At 49.1% G+C, this 22300-nt stretch carries 16 protein-coding genes; all 16 read right to left on the bottom strand.

What is annotated here, in order from left to right:
* Positions 1-25 precede the first annotated feature (25 nt).
* Positions 26-1498, bottom strand: a complete 1473-nt coding sequence (locus GA520_RS12825) for an amidohydrolase family protein (protein WP_163340563.1) — start codon at positions 1496-1498, stop codon at positions 26-28.
* A 182-nt stretch (positions 1499-1680) separates the two neighbouring features.
* Positions 1681-2973 (bottom strand): carbohydrate porin, encoded by a 1293-nt coding sequence (locus tag GA520_RS12820; protein ID WP_304511332.1) that lies wholly within the window; start codon positions 2971-2973, stop codon positions 1681-1683.
* Between the two features lie 189 nt (positions 2974-3162).
* On the bottom strand, positions 3163-3678 hold the full coding sequence (locus GA520_RS12815; protein WP_163340559.1) for an acyl-CoA thioesterase: 516 nt from the start codon (positions 3676-3678) through the stop codon (positions 3163-3165).
* Positions 3679-3713: 35 nt separating this feature from the next.
* Complete coding sequence (locus GA520_RS12810) at positions 3714-4469, bottom strand: enoyl-CoA hydratase/isomerase family protein (RefSeq protein ID WP_163340557.1); 756 nt, start codon at positions 4467-4469, stop codon at positions 3714-3716.
* Between the two features lie 38 nt (positions 4470-4507).
* Positions 4508-5839, bottom strand: coding sequence for a serine hydrolase (locus GA520_RS12805; RefSeq protein WP_163340555.1), 1332 nt, complete (start codon positions 5837-5839; stop codon positions 4508-4510).
* A 114-nt stretch (positions 5840-5953) separates the two neighbouring features.
* Complete coding sequence (locus GA520_RS12800) at positions 5954-6730, bottom strand: enoyl-CoA hydratase-related protein (protein ID WP_163340553.1); 777 nt, start codon at positions 6728-6730, stop codon at positions 5954-5956.
* 67 nt (positions 6731-6797) lie between these two features.
* Entirely contained in the window at positions 6798-7430 is a 633-nt protein-coding gene (locus GA520_RS12795) for a MarC family protein (protein ID WP_163340551.1), read from the bottom strand.
* A gap of 62 nt (positions 7431-7492) precedes the next feature.
* Positions 7493-9085 carry an AMP-binding protein gene (locus tag GA520_RS12790; RefSeq protein ID WP_163340550.1) on the bottom strand — a complete coding sequence of 531 codons (1593 nt, stop codon included), beginning with the start codon at positions 9083-9085 and terminating at the stop codon, positions 7493-7495.
* Positions 9086-9125: 40 nt separating this feature from the next.
* Positions 9126-9599 carry a MaoC/PaaZ C-terminal domain-containing protein gene (locus tag GA520_RS12785; protein ID WP_163340549.1) on the bottom strand — a complete coding sequence of 158 codons (474 nt, stop codon included), beginning with the start codon at positions 9597-9599 and terminating at the stop codon, positions 9126-9128.
* A gap of 113 nt (positions 9600-9712) precedes the next feature.
* Entirely contained in the window at positions 9713-10174 is a 462-nt protein-coding gene (locus GA520_RS12780) for a MaoC/PaaZ C-terminal domain-containing protein (RefSeq protein ID WP_163340548.1), read from the bottom strand.
* Positions 10175-10290: 116 nt separating this feature from the next.
* Positions 10291-11505, bottom strand: a complete 1215-nt coding sequence (locus tag GA520_RS12775) for a CaiB/BaiF CoA-transferase family protein (protein WP_163340547.1) — start codon at positions 11503-11505, stop codon at positions 10291-10293.
* A gap of 263 nt (positions 11506-11768) precedes the next feature.
* The gene (locus GA520_RS12770; RefSeq protein ID WP_163340546.1) at positions 11769-13238 is read right to left on the bottom strand and encodes an amidohydrolase family protein; all 1470 of its coding nucleotides are present in this window, start codon (positions 13236-13238) and stop codon (positions 11769-11771) included.
* A 141-nt stretch (positions 13239-13379) separates the two neighbouring features.
* Positions 13380-13751, bottom strand: coding sequence for a response regulator transcription factor (locus GA520_RS12765; protein ID WP_163340545.1), 372 nt, complete (start codon positions 13749-13751; stop codon positions 13380-13382).
* A gap of 251 nt (positions 13752-14002) precedes the next feature.
* Positions 14003-14626: a response regulator transcription factor gene (locus GA520_RS12760; RefSeq protein ID WP_163340544.1), complete on the bottom strand. Its 624-nt coding sequence runs from the start codon at positions 14624-14626 to the stop codon at positions 14003-14005.
* Positions 14623-19053: a transporter substrate-binding domain-containing protein gene (locus GA520_RS12755; protein WP_163340543.1), complete on the bottom strand. Its 4431-nt coding sequence runs from the start codon at positions 19051-19053 to the stop codon at positions 14623-14625. Before GA520_RS12755 ends, GA520_RS12760 begins: the two co-directional genes overlap by 4 nt.
* Positions 19054-19732: 679 nt before the next feature.
* The gene (locus GA520_RS12750) at positions 19733-21976 is read right to left on the bottom strand and encodes a LuxR C-terminal-related transcriptional regulator (protein WP_304511331.1); all 2244 of its coding nucleotides are present in this window, start codon (positions 21974-21976) and stop codon (positions 19733-19735) included.
* Positions 21977-22300 lie beyond the last annotated feature (324 nt).

Below are 22300 nucleotides of genomic sequence, written 5' to 3'. Positions count from 1 at the left end.
TTAAAAGTTACCGATTAGCAATCAATTACTTTTCTAAGGTATTTTTGTAGATCCTGCCGTCCTTCATAATGAGAACAAAGTTTTTACCTGGATCTCCAACCAGTTCGAGGTTCTCAAGTGGGTTTCCGTCCACGATGATCAAGTCGGCATAGGCGCCTTCCCTTACCACACCAAGCGGACCTTCCTGGTAGGGGTGGCGGGGACCACTCATTTCCAGTAACCTGGCATTTTCTGATGTAGCTATTTTCAGTGCTTCGTAAGGCGAAAACCATTTCCCTAATCGTACCAGGTAGTCGCTTTGCTGATGAGCCTTGGATGCATCGAGGAGTTGGTCTGTTCCAAACGCAATATTCACACCTACTTCTTTGGCCAGCGGATACAATCTGTCCACAGCGTCAACAACTTCTCTAAACTTCGCTGCACTAACTGGCTCGGACCATGCCATGTCTTCCCAAGCGACGGGTTGTGGACTCAGCCAGACGCCTTTTTCTTTCATCAACTCGAGGGTTTCCTTTGAAGCGAAGAACCCATGTTCAATGCACATGACCCCTGCTTCAACAGTCTTGCGAACCCCTTTGTCGTTCATCACGTGTGAATGTACATAGGTGTTATAGTTAGTGGCTTCTTCAACAATGGCCTTGATTTCATCCATCGAATACTCAAACACATCCAATGGGTCATACAGAGAAGACACTCCACCGCCGGTGCAGATCTTGATCTGCGTCGCACCAAATTTAAGAATGTCCCTGGTCCTCAGTCGAACTTCATCAACACCATCGGACGTCATGGACATCATATTGCGTTCCCAATAGTTGGTCGTTGATTTATCTCTCGGAGTCTCATTTAGACCATAATGATCTGCATGCCCAGCGGTTGGACTCATAAAAGGACCGGAGGGGAGAATCCGGTGACCGGGATATTCCCCAGTATCGATTAATTTCTTGATGGAAAAGGGGTTGCCTCCTGGATCCCGCACCGTGGTGAACCCCCTTAAAAGCGTTTCTTTCGCCGCTGTCATACTGCGAATGGCAACTTCGGCCATATCCCCTTTATCCATTAAGAGAACTGTAGCAGGTGTGGAGGCATAGGTCGTATGCCAGTGCGCATCGATGAGGCCTGGCATCAACGTGCGGCCTTCTCCTTCAATAACGTTTACCTTGACTTCTTTCTTGATCATTTTTTCAGGTTCGTACACCGTTACGACCTGATCTCCATATCCTGGAAGATCATTTGGGAGGATGCCGGAAACTTCTTTATACCCACCAGTTTTCACATCAACTTCATAAGTATTTGCTAATTTGATTGCTTTATCGATCTTCTTGATCAGGTTTTTGACAACAAGCACATCATAACCCATCAAAAGTTTCTTGTTCTTGCCGTCAAAAATATTTACATTTTTGATCAGCGTCACCTCCGACGGGATCTCGACTGCAGCAGCAGATAGGGAGAATCCCAATACCAGTGTAAAAATACTCAAAGTGATCATCAGCTTTTTCATAATAATAAACTCCATCTTCCCAGTTAACTGGTGTTTTTTAATATTTTTTTTCGAAGAAACAACAGGGGCAGGATCACAGAAGTACTCAAGCACTTTCGTGCTCCTGCTTCCCTCACACCCATGAAGTATGACCATTTTTAAGAGACCCATGCAGTGCCGCCACAGGATATCCGATCATTGCCTCAAAATTGAAAGCGAGCACGCAAACCAAACAGGGCAATAAAGTCTTCGTCCTGATTGAGAGCAGGGTCAGCATAAAGTTGAACACTCGGGGTTATTTGAAAATTTTCAGTAAGCTGCAATCTGCAGAAAATCTCACTTGTCCATTGATCATCGAGATCTGCAGAAAAAGTATCAGAGTTGGGTCGTCCCCAGTTGAGGCCTACGCCAAGAAGATTCCCCCCTGGCTTGTTCATGTAGCCGAAACCGGCGCTGACAGAGGCTTCATATGCACCACCACCTTCGTGGGCCCAACCGCCACGCAGGAAAGGTAGCCACTTGCCGCCTATGAGCTTGGATGCGGACGCATTCACTCCCCATCCACCTTGCGCACCCGTTTCTTCACTGTCATCCATCTGCCAGAACGCAATATGGACATTATCAACGAAGAGACTCTTGCCTCCGCTGGTGATACCAATATCAAAAGACTTGAATGTGTCGAAATCGTTAAAAAACGTATCGAATCCATCAAATACGCTGGTCGGGTCCGCACTTGCGTCAGCTATACCGGCAACAGCATAAATATTGTCTGTCAAGTAACCACCAATCATCGCACCGAATGCACCGTCCGGAAGAACGGCCTGTGTGTTTGAACCGGTTGAAAAAGCAAGATTGTGAAAACCCGACCAAGGACTCGCCAGTGCATATACGTCAAAATATGTCTTGACGTCCACGAACCCGAGACGGATAACGGCTCGGTCTTCAAAAAAATACTCTTTCCAGTTGAGTTCGGTCGTTCGGTAACCATCGTCATTGAAGACCGGTTCAGGTGCTCCGGCATAGCCGACCTCAAAACCGAATGCCTGGGGCGGAACATCTGTGTATTTATGCCGATGCTCGATCTTGTACACAATGCTGCCGGTGTTCTTGGCGCCGTGGTTCAACAAGTCCCAAGCGCCATAAATTCGGGCAATCCCCGAGGCCGACGTGTCGTCACCAGGACTGCTAGTGGCAGCAAACCCGACCGCGGTGTAATCACCACCGAAACTAAACCCCGTTTTCTCTGTGATACCGGACTTCCATGCCCCCCACCTCTCAAGGACGTTCGTATTAAACAAGTCCGCTTTTTCTTCTTGAAAGTCCTTCTCCAGTGTCTTCGGGGAGTCAGGGCCTGACAGTGGGTTTCCTTTGAGTGCGGCTGTTTCAGCAACAGAAGGGGACACGGTCGCTGCGCCCGCAGTGCCGTCCGCCGCAAAAACGAATGCGAGCAACATCAATATTGAAAACGAGATGCTCCAAAAATTCTTTTTTGCCATGATCTGATTTCCTGCAATACTGAACGACGTTATCGGTTGTTTTTTTGATCCATTAACTTTTTTTGATACCGAGACGTAACTCTGTATCAGCCTCCATTCTTTCCAAAGCATCAATGATTGCATCTGACATCTCTCCTCTTAGCGATTTGCCACTGGGTCGTATCAATTTGGCCTGCCACAGCCGAGGTTTCAGTCGTCAACAGCAGGCGTACCAGCAATGTGGAGATTGCACCTATTATTTTGTGTTTCTGCGCGATCGCCGCGCACTGCCTTACCGATCTTCCAGGCGTCCCGAGCCTTGCCAGAGGCCACAGCCAACTCGGGCACGGGCACCGACTTACTCTCTGCATCCATGGCCACAAAGATGAGGTGAGCACTGGTGCAGAGATCCTCCTCCTGCTGCCCTCGCGCATACCGATAGGCATCCACGCGAATGACCATGGATGTGCGTCCCGCATACACCACTTGGCTGTCGAATTTCAGGATGTCACCAACGTGGACGGGCAAACGAAATTGAACGGTTTCGACTGTGGCCGTCACACAATGGTGGGCATCTGAGGCAAAGCGATCGGCCGTTATGCCTGCGCAAGAGTCCATGATCTCCATGATGCGACCACCAAACATGTTGCCGACATGATTGGCATCGTTCGGAAACACCCTAACCTGGCAACTCATTATTTCAGCAACTTTCGCTTCGTCAACCATTTGCTGTGCCGTTGCTTCCAGTGGAAGACCAATGACTATTTCGCCTTCCAGTTTGGCGCCCGCTTTTCAGCAAAGGCGAGGGCACCTTCTTTTGAATCTTCGGTCCGCATGAGAAAATCAAAGCACTCTTTTTCAAGCCTGACGGCCTGGGGCAGTGGCATATCCAGCCCCTGCATCACCGCGATCTTCATCTTCTGCACGGCCAGGGGCGCGCTCTTGAGGATTTCACTGGCGATTTGAGTGCACTTGTCCATCAACTGATCCTCCGGAACCAGATAATTGACCAACCCCAGACGGTAGGCGTCTTGCGCGTTAATACGGCCGCCTGTGTAAAGTAACTCAAGCGCTGTCCCCAACGGGATCACACGGGGCAGCCGCTGGGTTCCGTAGCCGCCCGGTATCCAGCCGAGCCGGACCTCGCCGGAACCGAAATGGGCATCTTCCGTACAAACACGAATATCGCAGGCCAATGCCTGTTCCAAGCCGCCACCATTGCAGTGACCATGGATAGCCGCGATGACGGGCTTGGTCAGGGTCAACATTCGTGGATAAAGGCGATCAACGAAATCGTCTGCGTCTGGAGACTTGACCCATTTGATATCTGTTCCGACACAAAAGGCGCGACCCTCGCCGGAGACGATTCCCACCCTGAGATCGGGATCATTTTCAAGCTCTTCCCACGCATCAGCGATCGCGTTATACGTCTCACCATCACAGGCATTCAGAACATCCGGACGATTGATCTTGACGTGGACGATGCCACCTGATTTTTCAACGATAACTTTTTTCATAATTTCATCTCCTGGTTGCTTTTCATAGAATTAAGAATCTATTTGTCGAACAAGCCCGAGGTTGCTATCGGACGCGCGAAGCGATGAGCGGAGAGATCCTCATTGTTGACGTTAAAGTAAACAATCACAAGATCCCGCGCCGGTGACACGTAAAGGCCCTGTCCCATCAGGCCAAACTTCATCAAGTCTCCATCTGGCCATACAAGATCCCACTGGCGGCTGTTGGCGATAAAGTCATCCACGCCAACACGGTTGGCAAACACAGGACCGTCAAACCCGGCCATGATGAATTCGTGAGTTCGCACCTTTTTGTGAATGCGATCGAGGATCTCGTCAGTCACGACCTGTTCTACGGCGATTTCTTTCCAGCTCGGTGTATACAGCATACCAAAGCGGGCAAAGTCCCTCAGGTCACTCGAAACCAAGCCATGTGCTGCCGCGATACCATCAGGCGTCAGGTGTATTTGCAACACGCCCTCCGCGCCGACCTTCGACCAGACACGGCGGTCAAAGATTTGCGCCCAGCGATCGCCCTCAACAGCCTCGGCGAGGAGCACCAGCATCTGCGTAAGCCCCGAGGCATACTCGAATGCCAGACCAGGTTCGTCCTTTTTGGGCGTGCTTCTGAGCACATCCCGCAGCAACTCAACACCCCTGGTTTCATTCTTGAAGCCGAATTCGGATTCATACACCCGACGCGCGATGTTGTCGGGGTCGAAGCGGGATTCGGTGGTGTCCTCGAGATCCATGCCACTGGCCATATCCATGACATCACGTGTTGTGACCCCGTCCCAGTCGGTGCCCTTGAAATCGGTAATATACTTCGTGATTGGCGCGTTCTCGTCGATCTTTCCTTCGCTGACCAATTGATCGATAACGAGGCTGGCCATGGGTTTGGCACAGGACATCCAAAGATGGTGATCTTCGGGGCGTAACCGTGGATACTTCTCGTAGACGATGTCACCCTTGTGAACTACAAGAAACGCTTGGGCAAAATCGGCTTGCTCAAGGAACTCATCCAGGGTTAACGGCCCATCCAACTTGCTGACTTCCATCATCTTGGCTTTCACCGAGCCGATTTTCGGCATCTGCCGGGTTCCCAGCGGCATTACGGGCTGGTGCGAAGGGAGGATGGCTGTCGGCAGGAACTCGGACACGCGCACGTTAAAATAGGCGGAAACGTCGCCGCCGCTGAACAGTTCATTGTAACCTGCATTGCGCGTCTCTTTTTCGAGTTCCATCGGGAATCCGTCTATAAACTCAATTAAAGGCGTCGGTTCTTTCGCGACAACCGGCATGGCAGTTAACAAAATAAAGACCAGCAAAAGTGGCTTGTACGCCCTATTGATCAGGTTGAATTTAATATTCATTATTGACTCCACCTCTTGAGTTAAAACCTTTCTTTCAGTACATCACCAGGGCAACGTGAAGTTTCAGAAACTGCAGCAACCCGGGCCCTTGCCGGCAATCAGGACATCATTCACCTAGTATTTCGTGTAGTTCGGTTTACGTTTTTCAGCAAAGGCGGTCATACCTTCTTTCTGATCCGGTGTACTGAAAAGTCCGTGAAACAGACGGCGTGCGTGTTTTAATCCGGGTATCAACGGTGTTTCAGCCTGCTGGTTCACCGATTCCTTGCCCGCAAGCACAGCTAGTCGCGGATTGTTCGCAATTACAGTTGCAATCTTCATCGCTTCATCCAGATGTTTACCGTCTTCGACGGCCTTGGTGATCATACCGATCCGCTCAGCTTCTTCAGCACCAAACGGTTTTCCGGTCAGCACGTAGTACATCGCTTTGGCCTTGCCCACGGCGCTCGATAATCGGGCAGGGCCGCCACCGCCGGGGATAACCCCCAGGGTCACCTCGGTCAGCCCAAACTTCGTCGTTGCATCGGCAATGATGATATCGCACATCAGCGATATTTCGGTGCCGCCTCCAAACGCATAGCCTCTCACCGCGGCGATAACAGGCTTGCGCAATTCAGCAACCTTGTCCATGTAGGCGGCCAGGTCTGTGCGATAGGAACTCTCGAAATCCTGCGAAGCAATCCACTTGAGGTCGGCGCCAGCACAGAAAGCCTTGTCGCCCCCCGCAAGTATCATGCAACCAATGCTGTCGTCGGCGTCAAATTCCATCAAGGCATTGGTGACTTCCATTTCCACCTGCTCGTTCAGCGCATTCATTGCCTCAGGACGATTGAAAGTGACAATTCCAACGTTTCCCTTACGCTCGGTTTTCATAAATTTGTAATCGGTCATTCTGACTTCTCCTGTATTGAGCAGAGTATTATTTCATAAGCTATTTTAGCTAGATATAGTGTTCAACCTAAGGGTTCGGAATCAACCCCAGGCCGTCAAATCCCGTAATCATTAACTGCACTGCCAGTGCACAGAGCAGCAAGCCAACAATGCGCATTACAACCTTGAGAAAAGCTGGCGAAATCTTTGCAAAGATGCGTTCTGCCCCCAACAGAATTCCGAGGTTAAGGGCCATGATTATCAGTATGATCCCGACGAGTATCCCGACCTCGTAGATCGCAGCCATCGTCACACCCTGATGGAGAGTCGCCTCAATGGCCACAATGGCGACAAGGCCTTGTGGCGAGGCCATCAGCGGCACCGCCAGCGGGAAGGCAGCAATATCTAATGATGGCACAGGTGGCGGTTCGTCCGCGGATGTCTCTTTCTCTTCTGCGATGACCATGTTGAGTGCAAACACGAACAAGATGGCGCCGCCGGCGAGCAACAAGGCTTCGACACTGATCTTCAAACCCGACAGAATAGCGGCCCCGGCCAGCGCAAATAAGAGGCAAACCACTGTCGAGATCGTTACCGTCCGAAAGGCGATGGCACGTTTTAAGGCGGCATCAGCATTCTTGGTCATAGCCAAACTGACAATCGCGGCCTTCATTCCATTTGTAGTCGCCAACAGAAGAACAAATATTTCAAGCCAACCCATGACAGAAACTCCTTACTTAATGATAACGATGAATAGTTTTCGGCTTTTATTACCAAATTGGGCTATTCAGATTCAATCGAGGGTAGTCGCTCTCTCAATTGATTCTTTGCAATTCGATCAAGCGTTGAACGGGGGAATTCGTCGATAATGTGCACTGATCTTGGCACCTTGAAGTCGGCAAGTTGCTCACGGCAATGCGCGATAATCCGGCTACTCAATTCCTCTTCCGTAAGCTCTCTGCCGGCGTCACTAAGGGTCACGAACGCGGCGGGTACATCGCCCAGCATATAGTGTTTCTGCGCCACCACCGCGCATTCCATTACCAGCCCGGTTTCGCCGATTGCGGTTTCAATCTCCAGGGCTGCCACATTTTCCCCGCCGACACGGAGCATGTCCTTGTCGCGGGTCACGTAAAACATCCAGCCGTCCTCATCAATACGGACAACATCTCCGGTATCGAGTGCGCCGCTCGCATCAAATGCCCCTTCGGTCGCCTCGGCGTTCTGATAGTATTCCTTAAAAAGCGAAATACCTCTCTCTCCACGGATGAACAGTAGCCCCTCCTCGCCAGGTCCAGCCTGGGTTCCATCCTGCTTGCGGACCTCGACCCCATAGAAAGGCGACGGTCGCCCCATCGTGCCGGCGGGCCCGGGATTATCAGCATCTGTAACGATGCAGGACGACAGCGTCTCTGTCATCCCCCAGAGCGCCATAGTCTGGACACCGAACTCCTTCTCGGCATCCGGCAGACGCTCCAGTCCCATCAGCACGCGAACCTTATGATCCGGCACGGGGCGCCCTTTCAACGCCTTGAAAGCAAAGGGGATCATCGACACCCAAGTGACCCCGTGGGCGGCACACGCACCCCATAACCGCGACGCCGAGAACTTCGGGTGCACGACAACGGTTCCTCCCGACCACAATGCGGTGAGCAGGGAGATCTGTGCATTGGCATGGAACAGCGGCATGTAGATCAAAGTGACATCCTCACGCCGCAGACGCAAATTCATTGACATAGTTTTGCCTCCCCACAGGGCATTGGCATTCGTCCAGACCGTGGGCTTAGGGCGGGATGTGGTGCCGGATGTAAATTGGACCGCAAAGTTCCGCTCTGGGTCCCGAGGCAGTGACGGGAGAGGGGCATCGGTAAAGACCGCTGCAAAGGGTTCAGCCCTGAGTGCTTCAGTATCGCCATCCGTGGTCGGATCGCCGGCGACAACCATATTCGTTGCCTCGCCGCAGGCATCGCGTACCATCTTTGCAAAGGATGATTGCGTGATGGCACAGAGGGGTTTCATCACTTCGGCAAAATACTTGACATTCTCGGGTACCGAACGGGTGTTGGTCGTCACGGGAACTGCGCCAAGATAGGCACAGCCAAACCAGGCTGTCAGGAATTCCGGGGAATTGTCGAGGTGTATGAGAACGAAATCGCCAAGGCCAACTCCACGTGCATGCAAACCGGCGGCAAAACGCTTTGCATCAGACGCGAGTTCAGCATAACTCCACCGGCGTTCTTCGCCCTCGAAAGGCACCCAGACCACGAAGGTTTTGTCAGGCTGGCGCTCGACCCACTGGTCGAGCAGCCAGGTTACGTCCATTCCGTGAAACGCGCGTAGTTTTGCGGTATAGGATTCTTTATTTGTAGTATTCATTAAAACTTGTATCTACTCGCTTCCCTGGTGTGCATTTTTGTTAAGGGTTGCGCTTTTCCACAAAAAGCACATGCTCGGCGTAACAGACAACTTCGCCTTTTTGATTGTATGTGGTTTTCGCTTCCGTTATGAGCCCATGGGTCGGCGTTTTGGGATGATCCTCTTTGTGTGTTACCTTTACTTCGACGGTGATCGTATCCCCTGCGAAGACATTGTTCGGGTAGCGGATCTTATTGTAACCGTAGGACATGCCGTGCGGGTTCAGCGGTTCGCCCTGAAGGGCCAGCCCGGTGCTGATGCTGAAGGTCGCGTTGCCGTGCGCGATCGGCTCTTTGAAAGGCTGGGTCTTGCACCACTCCGCGTCCGTATGATGAGGCATCCAGTCACCGGAATGCATGGCATGCATGATGATATCAGCTTCGGTAATTGTCCTGCCAGCCGTCGTCCGGGTTTCCCCGATTTCGAAATCCTCAAAAAATTTTGCCACTTCTTTGTATTTTGTAGCTTCGGCCATTATGTTCTCCTTTATTTTCTCGCATGCGTCCCGTTTCCAGGATGCCGCCTATGTTCATGCTTTTCACTGCAGCCTGATGGCTACCAACATCCCTTCCCTCAAGAATCAACAGGTTAGGCAGATGGATTCCTTTTTGTTGCGTAGAGAATATGCTCGACGAACGCAACGGTTTCGCCCCTTTGATTGGTCGTCGTCTCTGTTTGTGTCAACAGACCATGGGTTTTGTGCTTGGGGTGATCCTGTTTGTCGGTGATTTTGACTTCGACCTTGATCGTATCACCCGCATAGACTGGGGCAGGATAGCGGATTTTATTGTAGCCATACGCCATGATGTTCGGGTTTTCCGATGAAGACTGGAAGATCAACCCCGTGCTTACGCAAAATGTCAGATTACCGTGTGCAATCCGGTGCTTGATCGGTTGTGTTTTGGCAAATTCCTCATTCGTGTGGTGGGGTTGCCAGTCACCGGAATGCATTGCGTGTGTCACTATATCCATTTCGGTAATAGTCCTGGCATTGGTCACGAACGACTCACCAATTTCGAAGTCCTCGAAAAACTTTGATTCTTCTGTCATGTCATTCCCTCACTTTTGAGGTGTAACTGCTATCGTTTCAGGCCGCTGAGATCAAAGTGCGAACTGGCAACACCGTCTCTCAGGGGCCCGATTTATCCGGGTTCAATCGCTGGCGCCTACCGAGGCAAGCCTACGGCGTGAGCCTCTGCCATCTTCTTGATATCGCCTTCACTGTAGCCCAGCTCATTCAGCACGCTCATGGTGTGCTCTCCGACCTTGGGTGGGTTCTGCGGCTTGACCTTTTCGAGGCCTTCACCCTCGACGTAGATCGGGCTGTCGATTGTCCTGATTCCGTCCGTTCCTTCAACTTCCGGGAAGCAGCCGTTGGCGATCATGTGCTCGTCCGTGGTGCACTCTGTGGTGCTTTGAACGGGACTGAAGTTCACCCCGAACTCCTTCAGCCGGGCCTTCACGGTCGCGAGGTCGTGCGCTCCGATAATCTTGTCCATCGCCGCAAAGAGCTCCGCGGCGTTCTGGTCGCGCGCCTGGGGCGTCGTGAAGCGGGGGTCGTCCTTCGCTTCGCTGGCGCCGAAGGCGTCGCACAGGTTGGCGAAGTTCTTGGGGTTGAGTTCAACGATCTGAATATATCGATCGTCTTTGGTCTTGTAGACGCCCCCGTTGACCGGGTTGGGCCATTCAGTGCGATGGAACTTCTGCATCGGCGGGGCACCGACGAGCGCCGCCTGCATCATGCTCGAATTCGCCCAGATGCCGCAGTTCATCAGCGACGTCGCCACGAACGAGCCTTTGCCCGTTCGCTGCTTGTGAAACAGGCCCGTCATGACTGCGCTGAAAAGGGCGATGGCGGTATTCAGATCACCGCCGCCCACCGGCAGTGGTACCGGATCGCCGCCCTTGGGCCGAAGTTCTTCCATCATGCCGGTCCGGGAGTACCACGCAGTCATGTCAAAGCCCGGCGCGTCGGTGTCCGGTCCCTTCATTCCGAAGCCGTTGACCCAGGCGTATACGATATCTGATTTGATAGCCTTGATCTCGTCGTAGGTGTGCGCGCACGCCTTCTGCACCTTGCGCGGCGAGTTCGTCAGGAAGACATCCGCGCCAGCTGCCAGCTTGTGCAGTGCTTCCTGTGCTTCCGGCGCCTTCAGGTTCAGCGCCACGGACTTCTTGGTGCGGTTCTGGATGTAGGTGGTGTAGGGGATGTCACTAGGCGGCATACCCTGGACCTTATTACCATAGCGCCATAGATCCCCGCTCGGCGGCTCGATTTTGATGACCTCCGCACCAAGATCGGCAAGGATCACGGTTGCAGAAGGAGCTGCTGCCATAGAGGCGACCTCAATTACCTTGATTCCTTCGAGAATTTTCGTCATTTTCATTATCTCCTTTTTTTATGCATTAAGGGACACGTGCGGCTATCTGCATGGCTGGTAACTTTCTAAAACTATTTAACATTTTATTAATCAGGCTACCGTCAACCAGCACATTGACGCTCTTGGCCAGATTCTCACTGACACCTTAAATACGTTCATTTGATGAACAGAATTACACTTTTATCCTTTCTAGTCTCATGTACGAGCACTGTCGGGAAGAGGCAGATACTCGCTTTCACAGCCAAATGGTTAAAATTTTTAGATTACAGGGTGTTTTTATAAATTTTGCCGTCCTTCATGATCAAAACGAAATTCGTTTCAGGGTCGGCAACTAAATCCAATTCCTCCAACGGATTTCCATCGACTAGGACCATATCGGCATAGGCGCCCTCCTTGATAACTCCCAGTTCTCCATCGCGATATGGGTTCCGCGGCCCGCATAATTTCAGTAATTCAGCGTTCGTGGAGGTAGCCATTTTCAGCGCTTCGTAAGGAGTAAAGTAGTTCCCTAGTTTCGTTAACATCTTTCCTTGCTTTGCAGGGGCAGCAGGATCAAATGCCAGATCGGTTCCAAAAGCCATTTTTACTCCGATTTCCTTGGCTTTTTTATAGACATAATCCGTTCCTTTGGTCACTCGTTTGAATTTCTCATTACTGTATGCGTTTTCAAATTCCGCATAGTCTCCATCATCAAAAATAGGCTGAGCACTTAACCAGACATCCTTCTCTTTCATCATTTTCAATGTTTCATCGCTCACCAGGTTACCGTGTTCAATGGATTTCACTCCTGCTTTAATGGCGGTTTGAATAGCTTCATCGGTGAATATGTGAGCAGCAACATAGGTGTTCCAGGTTTCAGCCACATCGACAGCCGCTTTAATTTCCTCGAAGATAAATTCCTGAACGTCCAGGTCATCATAGGAAGACGCCACACCGCCGCCTGCAGCAATTTTTATCTGCGTAGCACCCATACGGAGATTTTCACGCACACGGAGAATGACTTCCGGCACCCCATCTGCGGTCATGATCACCGAGTTTCGTTCCCAGTAGCTGATCGGATCGGTCATATTCTGCGGATGGTCATTTTTCATGCTATAGTCGAAGTGACCTGATGTCTGGCTGATGGGCGGGCCTGATGGGAATATCCTGGGACCAGGATGTGCCCCGCTATCTGTCAGTTTTTTAATAGCAAACGGATTCCCCCCCATATCTCTTACCGTAGTAAAACCTCGCAGTAAGGTCTCTTCTGCTTCTAGAAAACCGATGATAGCCATTTCACTCATATCACCAGTCAGTAAAATGCTCGCAGGTACAGCAGCGTAGTTCATGTGCCAGTGGACATCGATGAGTCCGGGGATCAAAGTACGCCCTTTTCCATCGATAATATTGACCTTGACTTCTTTCTTGATCATTTCTTCAGGTTCGTACACCGTTACAACCCGGTTTCCATGTCGAGGAAGATCAGTGAGGACCCCAACGGACATTTCTTTATAGCCGCCTGTTTTTAAATCAATTTCGTAAGTGCTTGCCAGTTCGATGTTTTTATCGATTTTATGAATCAGATTTTTGACCACGAGTACGTCGTAGCCCATCAAGCGCTTCTCACTCTTGCCGTCAAAAATATTGACATTTTTTATCAACGTTACCTCTGATGGAATGTCAACAGCCGCAGCGGTCAGGGAAAATCCCAATACGATTGAGAAAAGACCTAACGTGGCAACCAATTTTTTCATACTATCCACCTCCATTTTTTCGGCCCAGATCATCTTGTTTTATGTTTTTATATCTACGTTAAAAACACTGAGTTCGTAATGTCCGGTATATCTTTGGCAAAACAGCACAACCCCATCAGATTTTGTACTAAAGTGGTGCTATTAACGCCTTTCCAGTGATTCGATAATTGCCATGAGCGACCCTTCGAGAAATGGCTTTTGCAGGAACCCCAATGCTCCATGTGCAATGGCCATATCTCTTGTATCCGGCCCAGTTGTTCCCGTGGTCAGAATCACCGGCATGGTATAGCCCAGCACCTTCATTTGATCCAGCAATGAGAAACCGTCGAATAAAGACATTTGGATATCCACAATAGCAATGCCTTTCTGGCCAGATGGAACCGAATCAAGGAAAGCATGGGCGGACTCGAACCAGTCAACCCTCATACCTCTGCAGCTCAACATGAACTGTAGTGAACTGCCAAAAGACTGGTCATCATCGACAATAAATATCGGTATTGTTTTCTTTTTCACGCCAGGGCCCTTCTTCTATTGAAAAACGGTGAGGCAGCATGACAATACTTGGGATCTACCTTGCAATTATAGATACGCCAATGCGGATATGTAAATTGGACAATTGTCCAATACCTGTCAGGAAGGGACCTTGTGCACTATCAGTTCAGCGTATTTCTAATGAAACGCTATGCAACGGCACTCTGAGGTTTGCTGAAAATGAAGGTTATGGTCTTTCATTGGGGTTGAATATGGCAGGATAAGATAAATAATCAGACCGCTGGCGAAATACCTGCTTTTTGTGCCAGTCGCACAAGCTCTGCCACAGATGATGCCTTGAGCTTTTGCATCATTCGGCTCCTGTGAACCCTGATTGTTTTCTCTTTTGTTCCCAACTCATAAGCAATCTGCTTGTTGAGCTGGCCGGTAATTACCCAAGTCAAGACCTCCTTTTCCCTTGGAGTCAAGGTTTTGATCAATTCGTTAATCTGATCTTTTTCTCTTAGTTGGTGCATGTCAGCACAATTGCGCTCAATGGCTTCGTCAACGGCTTGCAACAGTTCTTCTGGTTTAAAAGGTTTGGCTAAAAAATCGATGGCTCCTTTTTTTATAGCCTTAACCCCCATGGGAATGCTGCCATGGCCGGTCATGAAAACGATGGGAAGGATAGACCCTTTATTTCTCAGGCACTGCTGAAGATGAAGACCGTCAATATCAGGAAGCTTAACATCCAGCAGCAGGCACCCGGGGTAGCTGATTTCGGCATCCGTCAAAAACGTAAAGCCGCAGGCAAATGTCTCGACTTCAAATCCGGAGATGCTGAGCAAGGTCTCCATGCTGTCACTAAAAGATGCATCATCTTCGACAATATAGACTTTTGCTTTGGAAGTACTCATTCAATATCCACCCGGTTCGTTTCTAAAGTAAATCGAAAGATCGTTCCACCTTCCGGATTTACATCTATCCATATCCGTCCGCCATGCTCCTCAATGATGGACCGGCAGATACGAAGCCCTACCCCCAAACCACTATTTTTGGTGGTGAAAAAGGGGGAGAACACTTTATCTTTCAGGTCGTCAGGGATACCGGAACCTGAATCACCGATGCTTATGGCAACCCATTCAGGTAGCTGCAAGGATGATTGGACTGTCAGAATCTTTGGATCGCTGTCTCGCATGGCATCTAAGGCATTGCTTATAAGATTCATGACAACCTGCTGAAGACGAATGCGGTCCCCGATCACCTGCGGAATGTTCTGATATTTTTCTATACGAAGAACGATGCTATCCAGATTTAAGGTGTTGCGAAATAACTCTAGAGTATCATCCAGTAGTTCATTGACATCCAGCAGTTCATTTTTGCTTTCCTCTTTTTTCACAACACCGCGAATTCTGCGTATAATCTGTCCGGCTCGATAAGCATCCCCGGCAATCCTTTCCAGGATGTCTTGAATTTTTCCACTGTGCTCTGGCAACTCTGAATGCAAAATTTGAACGGAGGTGACGTTATTCAGGATAGCCCCCAATGGCTGGTTGATTTCGTGGGCCAGAGAGGAAGACAACTCATTAATAGTCATGAGCCGATTAATATGGGCAAGCTCATTCTGAAGCGCCATCCTTTCTTTTCTCGCCCTTTCACGTTCAGTTATGTCTCGGGAGAAGAGAACAAGCTTACGCTTTTCCCCGGCTGACGACTCTATCGGATAGATGGTGCTTTCATAAATAGTTTCCGGGACTCTCTTATCAGTAAAACAGAGCGGTTTCCAGGTACGGATTACTTCTTGCAAGAATCCTTTTCTTGCTGCTTTGAGCTCATCCGTAAAATAGTCGAAGATACAGGTGTTGATCAGTTCCCGTTTTGTGCTTCCGAGGACTTTCGCTTTGGCTGTATTGAGATCCAGGATTATTCCGTCCTCATCGATGAGCAGGATTAGATCCGAAGGAGCATTCAGGAGCAGACGCGCCAGTTGCTCGCTCTTTTGCAGCTTTTCATGCGATACACCGAGGTCTGCGGTACGTTTACGAACGCGTTCGGTGAGGCTCCTGTTCCAAAAGAGGACCAGCAGGATCACTCCACCGGCCAATCCTCCAACGCCTGCCATCCAAATGATCATCTCACGAGAAGAAATACCGTGCTCATATCGCATGGTCACGTATTTGTTTTGAATCGCTAAGCGCTCTTGGTCAGAAATGCTGCCCAATCCTTTTTCTATGATACTACGAAGTTCAGGCAAGTCTTCGCGGATACCGAAAAAGTACCATAGATCAGCCAGTCCCGACGGACCTGCTACCTTAAGATTGGTCCATCCCTTTTGAGATATCATTTTGGACGCCATGGTAAGAGCGCCGACGTAGGCCGTTGCTCTACCCAAATGAACTGACTTCAAGGCCTCCAAATCCGATTCAAAAACGAGAAGTTTGAGTTGGGGATACTCGCGCGAGAACAATCGATGCAGGTGGGAACCATGTTTTACACTGACGGTTTTACCGGACAAATCCCTGATGTCTAAAACAGGTTGCTCGCTCTGGTCTGTGAAAACGACTTGAGGGCTCCGCATATATCCCGATGAATTGAGCATGACATCATCGAATCCCACCGAGATTCCTGTTCGTTGAATCAAGTCCGGTTCTATAGGATTCTCTATTATTTCAAGGCTCTCATCCCACAAGTTGAAGTAATCGTCATAGCGAAAATGAAGTCCCGTGCGCTGGGCAATCAAATCGAGAATATCAATAGTTATCCCGACTGTTCTTCTGTCATTCCCACTAAACATAAACGGTGGCATGTCGGTTATACCCACTCTCATCGTTTGATTTTTTTTAATCCATTCGGTTTCCTCTTCTGTGAATCCAATAAAGGGTACGTCTTTCCAGGGAATGTTCTCTGCGTACTTTTGAAAGATTTGTAATTTTTCCGCCTCGGTTATCGCTTTCAACCCCTTATTCAGAATCCCCACCAACTCGGGCCAATCTTTGCGGATGGAATAGACCAGCCGAAGAGGACGCTCATGAACCACATGCTGGATCTTGATTGCGGCAATCTTATTGGCCAGCGAGTTGTAATATACACTTGGGCCGGCCAGCATGGCGTCAACTTCACCACGGATTAACTTGTCTACTGCATCATTATGATCTTTTGTCTGAATAACTTTCACATTTGAAATATTTCCAAGAATTTTTTTCTCGAAAATATTTCCCTTTTGGACAGCCACTCTCCGGCCAATGAGATCCTGCAAATGTTGAATACCGAAGTCTTGGTCTGCGCGTGTATATATATATTTGAAAAGGGGGGCATATGTATTGCTGAAGAGAAAGTGTTCGCGGCGCTCTTTTACCGATGCGGATGAGGCCAAACCATCGATCCGGCGGGCCTTGGCCTGGTCCACCAAGTCAGTCCACTTTCCTGCTTTCAAAATGATGTTGGTTCCAAGCTTTTGATTAAGGAGTGAAATAAATTCGGCATCAATACCTTGAACGCTGCCATTCTCGTCAACCATCACAAGCGGTGTCCAGGCTGCATTCGTGCCCAGAATGATCCTGGGATGCTTCTTCAGCCAACCCCGTTCTTCGGCGGAAAGGGCCACCTGTGGGGAAGTAACGTTTGGGCCCCCATTCCATTTGGCATAAATGGCGTTGCGTTCAGCACTGGAAATGGCTGCCAGGCCCTTGTTTATAATGGCGACCAACTGTGGCCAATCACTGCGAACACCCATAACGGCGTTTATCGGGCGGTCCGCCATGACCAAAACAGGGCGCAAGCCGGTAAATTGGTTGGCGTTAATGACATAGGTATGTTGTGACAGGCCGAAAAAGAAATCGACTTTGCCTTCAAAAAGCATTTTCAGACCATCGAATACCGTTTTGACCCGTGTAACGGCGATGCGATCTTCATACGGCTCCACCAGCTCAGCAAAAGTGGTCATTGGGCCCACAATTGCTAATCTATATCCCTGTAAATTTTCGATACGCTTGATCTCAGAAGGCCCACCTGAGCGACCGAAAATAGTCAAATATGTCCTTATGGGTGAGTCTGTGGCAATGAGGCCTAATCGTTTTGCCGCTGCATGGCTCGTGGCAAGCCAACCGCTGACAGCCCTTTCCTGGACCATTTGACGACCGGAGTCCAGGTCAGTGACGACAATGCCGAAATCGGTTCCCAGTTTCTCATTCAGAAGGTCGAGTATGTCCTTCATGCTGCCAGTTACACTGCCATCTTCATGAGCAATCAGTGTGGGTTGGTAATCATTCGAATAGACAAACCTGATATCGGGATGGGCATTCAGCCAATCTTTTTCTTCGGGAGTCAGTCGGACATGGGAATCAGGCTTTTGGTTGAAAAAAAATCCCTCTGAAATATCGGGGGATCGGCTCAGACCTGTCTGGTATAAAATTTCGGCCATTCGTGCAAATCGCCTGGTATCAAATTTCCCGATATCCACCAGGTCGGGTAAAATCATCTGGTCGGCTATTTCTGCCTCAAAACGCAGTTGTTCCCGGCTGATCCCCGAGTTATAGCGCTTCAAAATTAAATCAATGACTGCTTCTTTGTTTTTCAGGGCGTACTCCCAGCCCTTAATGGTGGCGCGCCGAACCTTTTCCACACGTTCGGGGTGCATCAGGATTTCTTTCTCGGTTGTATAAAAATTATCACCGTAAAAATCGATACCGTAGTCTCGGGGATCAACAATTCTGATTGCAATTCCTTGCTGTTTCAGCAGAAATTGGTCTCTGGTGAGAGAGCCGGTCACAGCATCCGCATGGTCGAATGACAGAGTAGTATCGCGATACACCCTTGGCACAACATTTATACGCTCCATACTACCGAGTGTCTCAAGAAGCATTGCCCGGACTGCAAGAGCCGAATTACTGCGAGAGTTTTCAGGCAGCACAATGCTTCTATCCAGCAATTCGTAAGGGCTGAAAATGTTGCTGGATTTTTTGGTGATTAGAACATTCGGTGTATGCTGGAAAATCTGGGCCAGTAAGACAACAGGGTGGCCTTCGGCACGCAGCATCAAAAGTCCTGCATCACCCACTCCATATTGGGCGCGCCCTCTTAATACAGGCTCGTACCGTTCTGATGAAGGAGCATTCCCTGTAAGGGTAACGGTGAGTCCTTCTTCTGCATAAAAGCCTTTATCAATTGCGGCATAATATCCAGCATATTGAAATTGGTGCGACCGGGGCAGCAGAATTGTGACGTTCTCTTTTATGGAGACTTCTGCAAAAGCAAGATCGCAACTTATTCCGAAAAGAAGTATCAGAGTTCCCGCAAGGTAAATCGTCAAGTAATGAGATATCACTTGATAAGCCTTCTCTAACATTTCCGTAAATTCCTCTCCATATGCCATCAATCCAGCAACCATCGTTCTCAGGCAGATATTTCAAGAAAACGTATTTTTTTCTAAGTATTACCCCATCCATCAGCATGAGTTTTTAGTCACTTTTTTTCAGTCAGCTAATAACAAATGTCATGACCAGATGGAATATTCTCGTGACCTTCTTCATTTTTATAGTCTGGAAACCGTCTAGCAAAGCGAAGCCTCCCTCACCAAGCTCCATGTCGAAGCTTTTTTAGCCAACCGCAAGCCTAGAAAGAGCAACTACTTAAAAGGGTTAGGTCATAAACCAGGAATTTATTCTTATTGATTGGTCTGATAATCACTCAAGTTGGCAGATATTATCGCTTGATGGCAGTTTTATGCAAAAAGCCTCTTTCGATTATTTTACAATGCTATTTTGATAGATTTTGCAGCCTTTTATGATCATCACGAAATATTTATTCGTCGAAGCAACGAGATCAAAGTCTTCCAGAGGATTACCATCAACTCGTATCAGGTCAGCCGAGGCACCTTGTCCTCCAATGTAGTATTGCGTCGAAATTCAAGATTATATCAACACTACTACAAAAAGACAATCCTCCCAAATGGAGGAAAAAAGGAGGAGGCGGGTCTGTATGACTCTACATAGGTGACAACATGGTGATGAGGATGCAATTATAAGTTAGTCTTTTGGAAGCAGACCAAGTTGCATCGCTTTCCAAACAGCCAGACGGCGGTTAGGAACTTTGAGTTTGCGATAGATGCTTTTAGTATGAGATTTAACAGTGGTAACGGATATAAAAAGCTTCTCAGCAATTTCTTTATCGGTCAGCCGATCATGCAGTAGCCGCAGAACATCAAGTTCGCGGTTGGTCAATACACTTGAATCAGAGGTTGTAGCAATCTGCGCGCTCAAAATGGAAAAGTGCGCTGCAGGAGCGGCTGAATCAGCTGAAGGCGTCTGGTTCTCGAACGAATCCAGCAAGGATTTCGCATACAGATTCCCTGGCCGCGTTGCCGATAAAAGGCTGAGTAACTCGGCCATGAGCGGGCCCCGGTCAAGAAAAGATCGTACCAATCCGAACGGTTCTGCCATATTCAACGTCTTTTCCAATAATTCAAGCGCCGCGTTGTGCCCTCCGGTGTATTTCAGAGCCAATGCTTTGATTGTCAAAAACTGGATCTCCAGCCGTAAATTGTGGTGCTTCCTGGCCATTTCCAACCCATTTTCGATGCAATCCAAAGCTTCGTTCAAAGCACACTCATCACCTTTATGAACCAGGTATTCGGCCTGCGTCACCGACACATATAATAACCAGTACCGGGTGCTGTCGTCTGTGAATTTGTAAGGCACAGGATCTGACAGTATTTTTCCGATGGAAATCGAGTGTTTGACTTTAAATAAATCAGACATCTGCTTTGAGAAAGGGTCCTTTGTTTCAATTGCAAATGAATAAGCCGCAGCACTGTATTTTTTTACCTGCTCCGCATCTGCTTTGGCTATGCCGACGAGTGCCTTGCCAAGCAGTGCCTCGTGGTACACTCTTGTGGTGACCCGGTAGCGCATTTTCTCAACTTCACTAAAGTACTCTGAAGCACTCTCAAGCTGGTTGCACTCGTAGGCTGCAATGCCCAGAAAATAATATGCATACCCTAACCAGTAATCCGCCTGATTTATCGTTTTATGGAGCGTCAGGATAGACTTTACACTCGCCTCCACCGCATCCCAATTCGCGCCATAGGAAAAGATTGCGGCTTTGGTCACAAGGATATGACCCGAATTGATACTGCCTGCAGCGCAATCTTCTGTCAGCGCTTTGTTCAGCATGAGCAGAGCATCATCCTTCTCCCCACAGAAAAACATGCAGGCAGCGGTATAAACTAATGCAGAAGTATGTAAATAGTTATGATCCTTAGGAACAAGTTGCAGACCCTGACGGGCATAATGAAGACCCTTTTGGACATCTGGTTTAAAAGTTTGGCAAATTGCGCGCTGTGCCGCAATATCACCCAGAAGGCTTTGAGTACGGTCTTCAGGAGTGGTACAGTTCGGCTCTTTCAGTAGCGATTCGGCCTTGTCAAGCAAGGAGATCATACCAGCAAGATCCCAGCTGAACAATTTTTGGAATGACTTGGCCACCAGAAGCGCTGGCCTCTTATTCTCAACTCCACGTGGGAACAATTTCAGCCAACGGGTTAGCTCCCTACGGGAAGGATCCCGGTCGATAACCGCATGCATCTGGCTTTCGACCAGCTCAGTAGCCGTATCGAAATCTTCGGCGATGATCAGGTGCCTAAGAGCATCCTCGATATACCCCTGTCTGGCAAACCACTCTCCAGCACGGCGGTGAATCAGAACTTGTTGGTTCTGGGAAAACTGTTTCCTCATTTGTTGGATCAACATCTCCTGAAACAGATGGTGGTAGCGATACCAAAAACTATTTCCGTCGAGGGAAATCAGAAACAGGTTTTCCTTTTTCAAACAATCAATGAGTCGTCCACTTTCCGGAATGATGCTATCATTGGCCATCAGATGGTCGCATAAGGGTGCACAAAAACGCTCCAGTATAGCAGTCATTGAAAGAAAATATTTTATCTCTTCCGTCTGTCTGGTAACGACTTCTCCAACCAGATAATCGACGATTCTCCCACTTCGACCTATAAAGTTCCTGGCCAATACTTCAGGATTTTCAACTTCGGCCAGAGAAAGCTGGGCCATTTGAAGACCGGTAATCCATCCCTCTGTGCGGACGACAATCTGATTGATGACATCACTGGATAGATTTCCTCTCATATTATTTGTGAAGAAAGTTTGAGCCTCTCCATCCAAAAAACGCAAATCGGTTGCGTGTAACTCCGTAAGCCAGTGCTGGATACGCCACCGAGCCAACGGTAAAGGTGGTTCCAGCCTGCTGACGATGATCATGCGCAGACTATCCGGCAAATACTCGACCAGTCGAGCGATCATATCATGCACTGGTTTGGAGTTGATGGTGTGGTAGTCATCAAGAGCGAGAAACAGTTTTTTGTTCAACAGAGTCAGGTCAGATATCAGAACATCGGCAAGGTATTCAGGGGGTGGCAATTCCGGGGATGCTAACAAGGCCTCAGTTTGCATGCCAAAATGCGGGAATATTTTGCGAATTGAGGCGAGCAAATACTTGTTAAAACGATCCGGATCACTGTCGTGTTCGTCTAGAGAGAGCCACGCCGACGGCCGGGCAATATGATTCAGCCATTGCACGGCGAG

This window comes from Desulfopila sp. IMCC35008, from assembly GCF_010646885.2.
GTDB lineage: Bacteria > Desulfobacterota > Desulfobulbia > Desulfobulbales > Desulfocapsaceae > Desulfopila.
The sequence above is the reverse complement of the archived record's forward strand: the minus strand, read 5'-3'. Positions and strand labels throughout refer to the sequence as shown.

Bases quoted from the DNA above. Each gene is read 5' to 3' on its own strand.
- GA520_RS12825 (WP_163340563.1), bottom strand. From the start codon at position 1,498: ATGAAAAAGCTGATGATCACTTTGAGTATTTTTACACTGGTATTGGGA.
- GA520_RS12820 (WP_304511332.1), bottom strand. From the start codon at position 2,973: ATGGCAAAAAAGAATTTTTGGAGCATCTCGTTTTCAATATTGATGTTG.
- GA520_RS12815 (WP_163340559.1), bottom strand. From the start codon at position 3,678: ATGGTTGACGAAGCGAAAGTTGCTGAAATAATGAGTTGCCAGGTTAGG.
- GA520_RS12810 (WP_163340557.1), bottom strand. From the start codon at position 4,469: ATGAAAAAAGTTATCGTTGAAAAATCAGGTGGCATCGTCCACGTCAAG.
- GA520_RS12805 (WP_163340555.1), bottom strand. From the start codon at position 5,839: ATGAATATTAAATTCAACCTGATCAATAGGGCGTACAAGCCACTTTTG.
- GA520_RS12800 (WP_163340553.1), bottom strand. From the start codon at position 6,730: ATGACCGATTACAAATTTATGAAAACCGAGCGTAAGGGAAACGTTGGA.
- GA520_RS12795 (WP_163340551.1), bottom strand. From the start codon at position 7,430: ATGGGTTGGCTTGAAATATTTGTTCTTCTGTTGGCGACTACAAATGGA.
- GA520_RS12790 (WP_163340550.1), bottom strand. From the start codon at position 9,085: ATGAATACTACAAATAAAGAATCCTATACCGCAAAACTACGCGCGTTT.
- GA520_RS12785 (WP_163340549.1), bottom strand. From the start codon at position 9,599: ATGGCCGAAGCTACAAAATACAAAGAAGTGGCAAAATTTTTTGAGGAT.
- GA520_RS12780 (WP_163340548.1), bottom strand. From the start codon at position 10,174: ATGACAGAAGAATCAAAGTTTTTCGAGGACTTCGAAATTGGTGAGTCG.
- GA520_RS12775 (WP_163340547.1), bottom strand. From the start codon at position 11,505: ATGACGAAAATTCTCGAAGGAATCAAGGTAATTGAGGTCGCCTCTATG.
- GA520_RS12770 (WP_163340546.1), bottom strand. From the start codon at position 13,238: ATGAAAAAATTGGTTGCCACGTTAGGTCTTTTCTCAATCGTATTGGGA.
- GA520_RS12760 (WP_163340544.1), bottom strand. From the start codon at position 14,626: ATGAGTACTTCCAAAGCAAAAGTCTATATTGTCGAAGATGATGCATCT.
- GA520_RS12755 (WP_163340543.1), bottom strand. From the start codon at position 19,053: ATGTTAGAGAAGGCTTATCAAGTGATATCTCATTACTTGACGATTTAC.
- GA520_RS12750 (WP_304511331.1), bottom strand. From the start codon at position 21,976: ATGATCATCGTCAGCAGGCTGGAACCACCTTTACCGTTGGCTCGGTGG.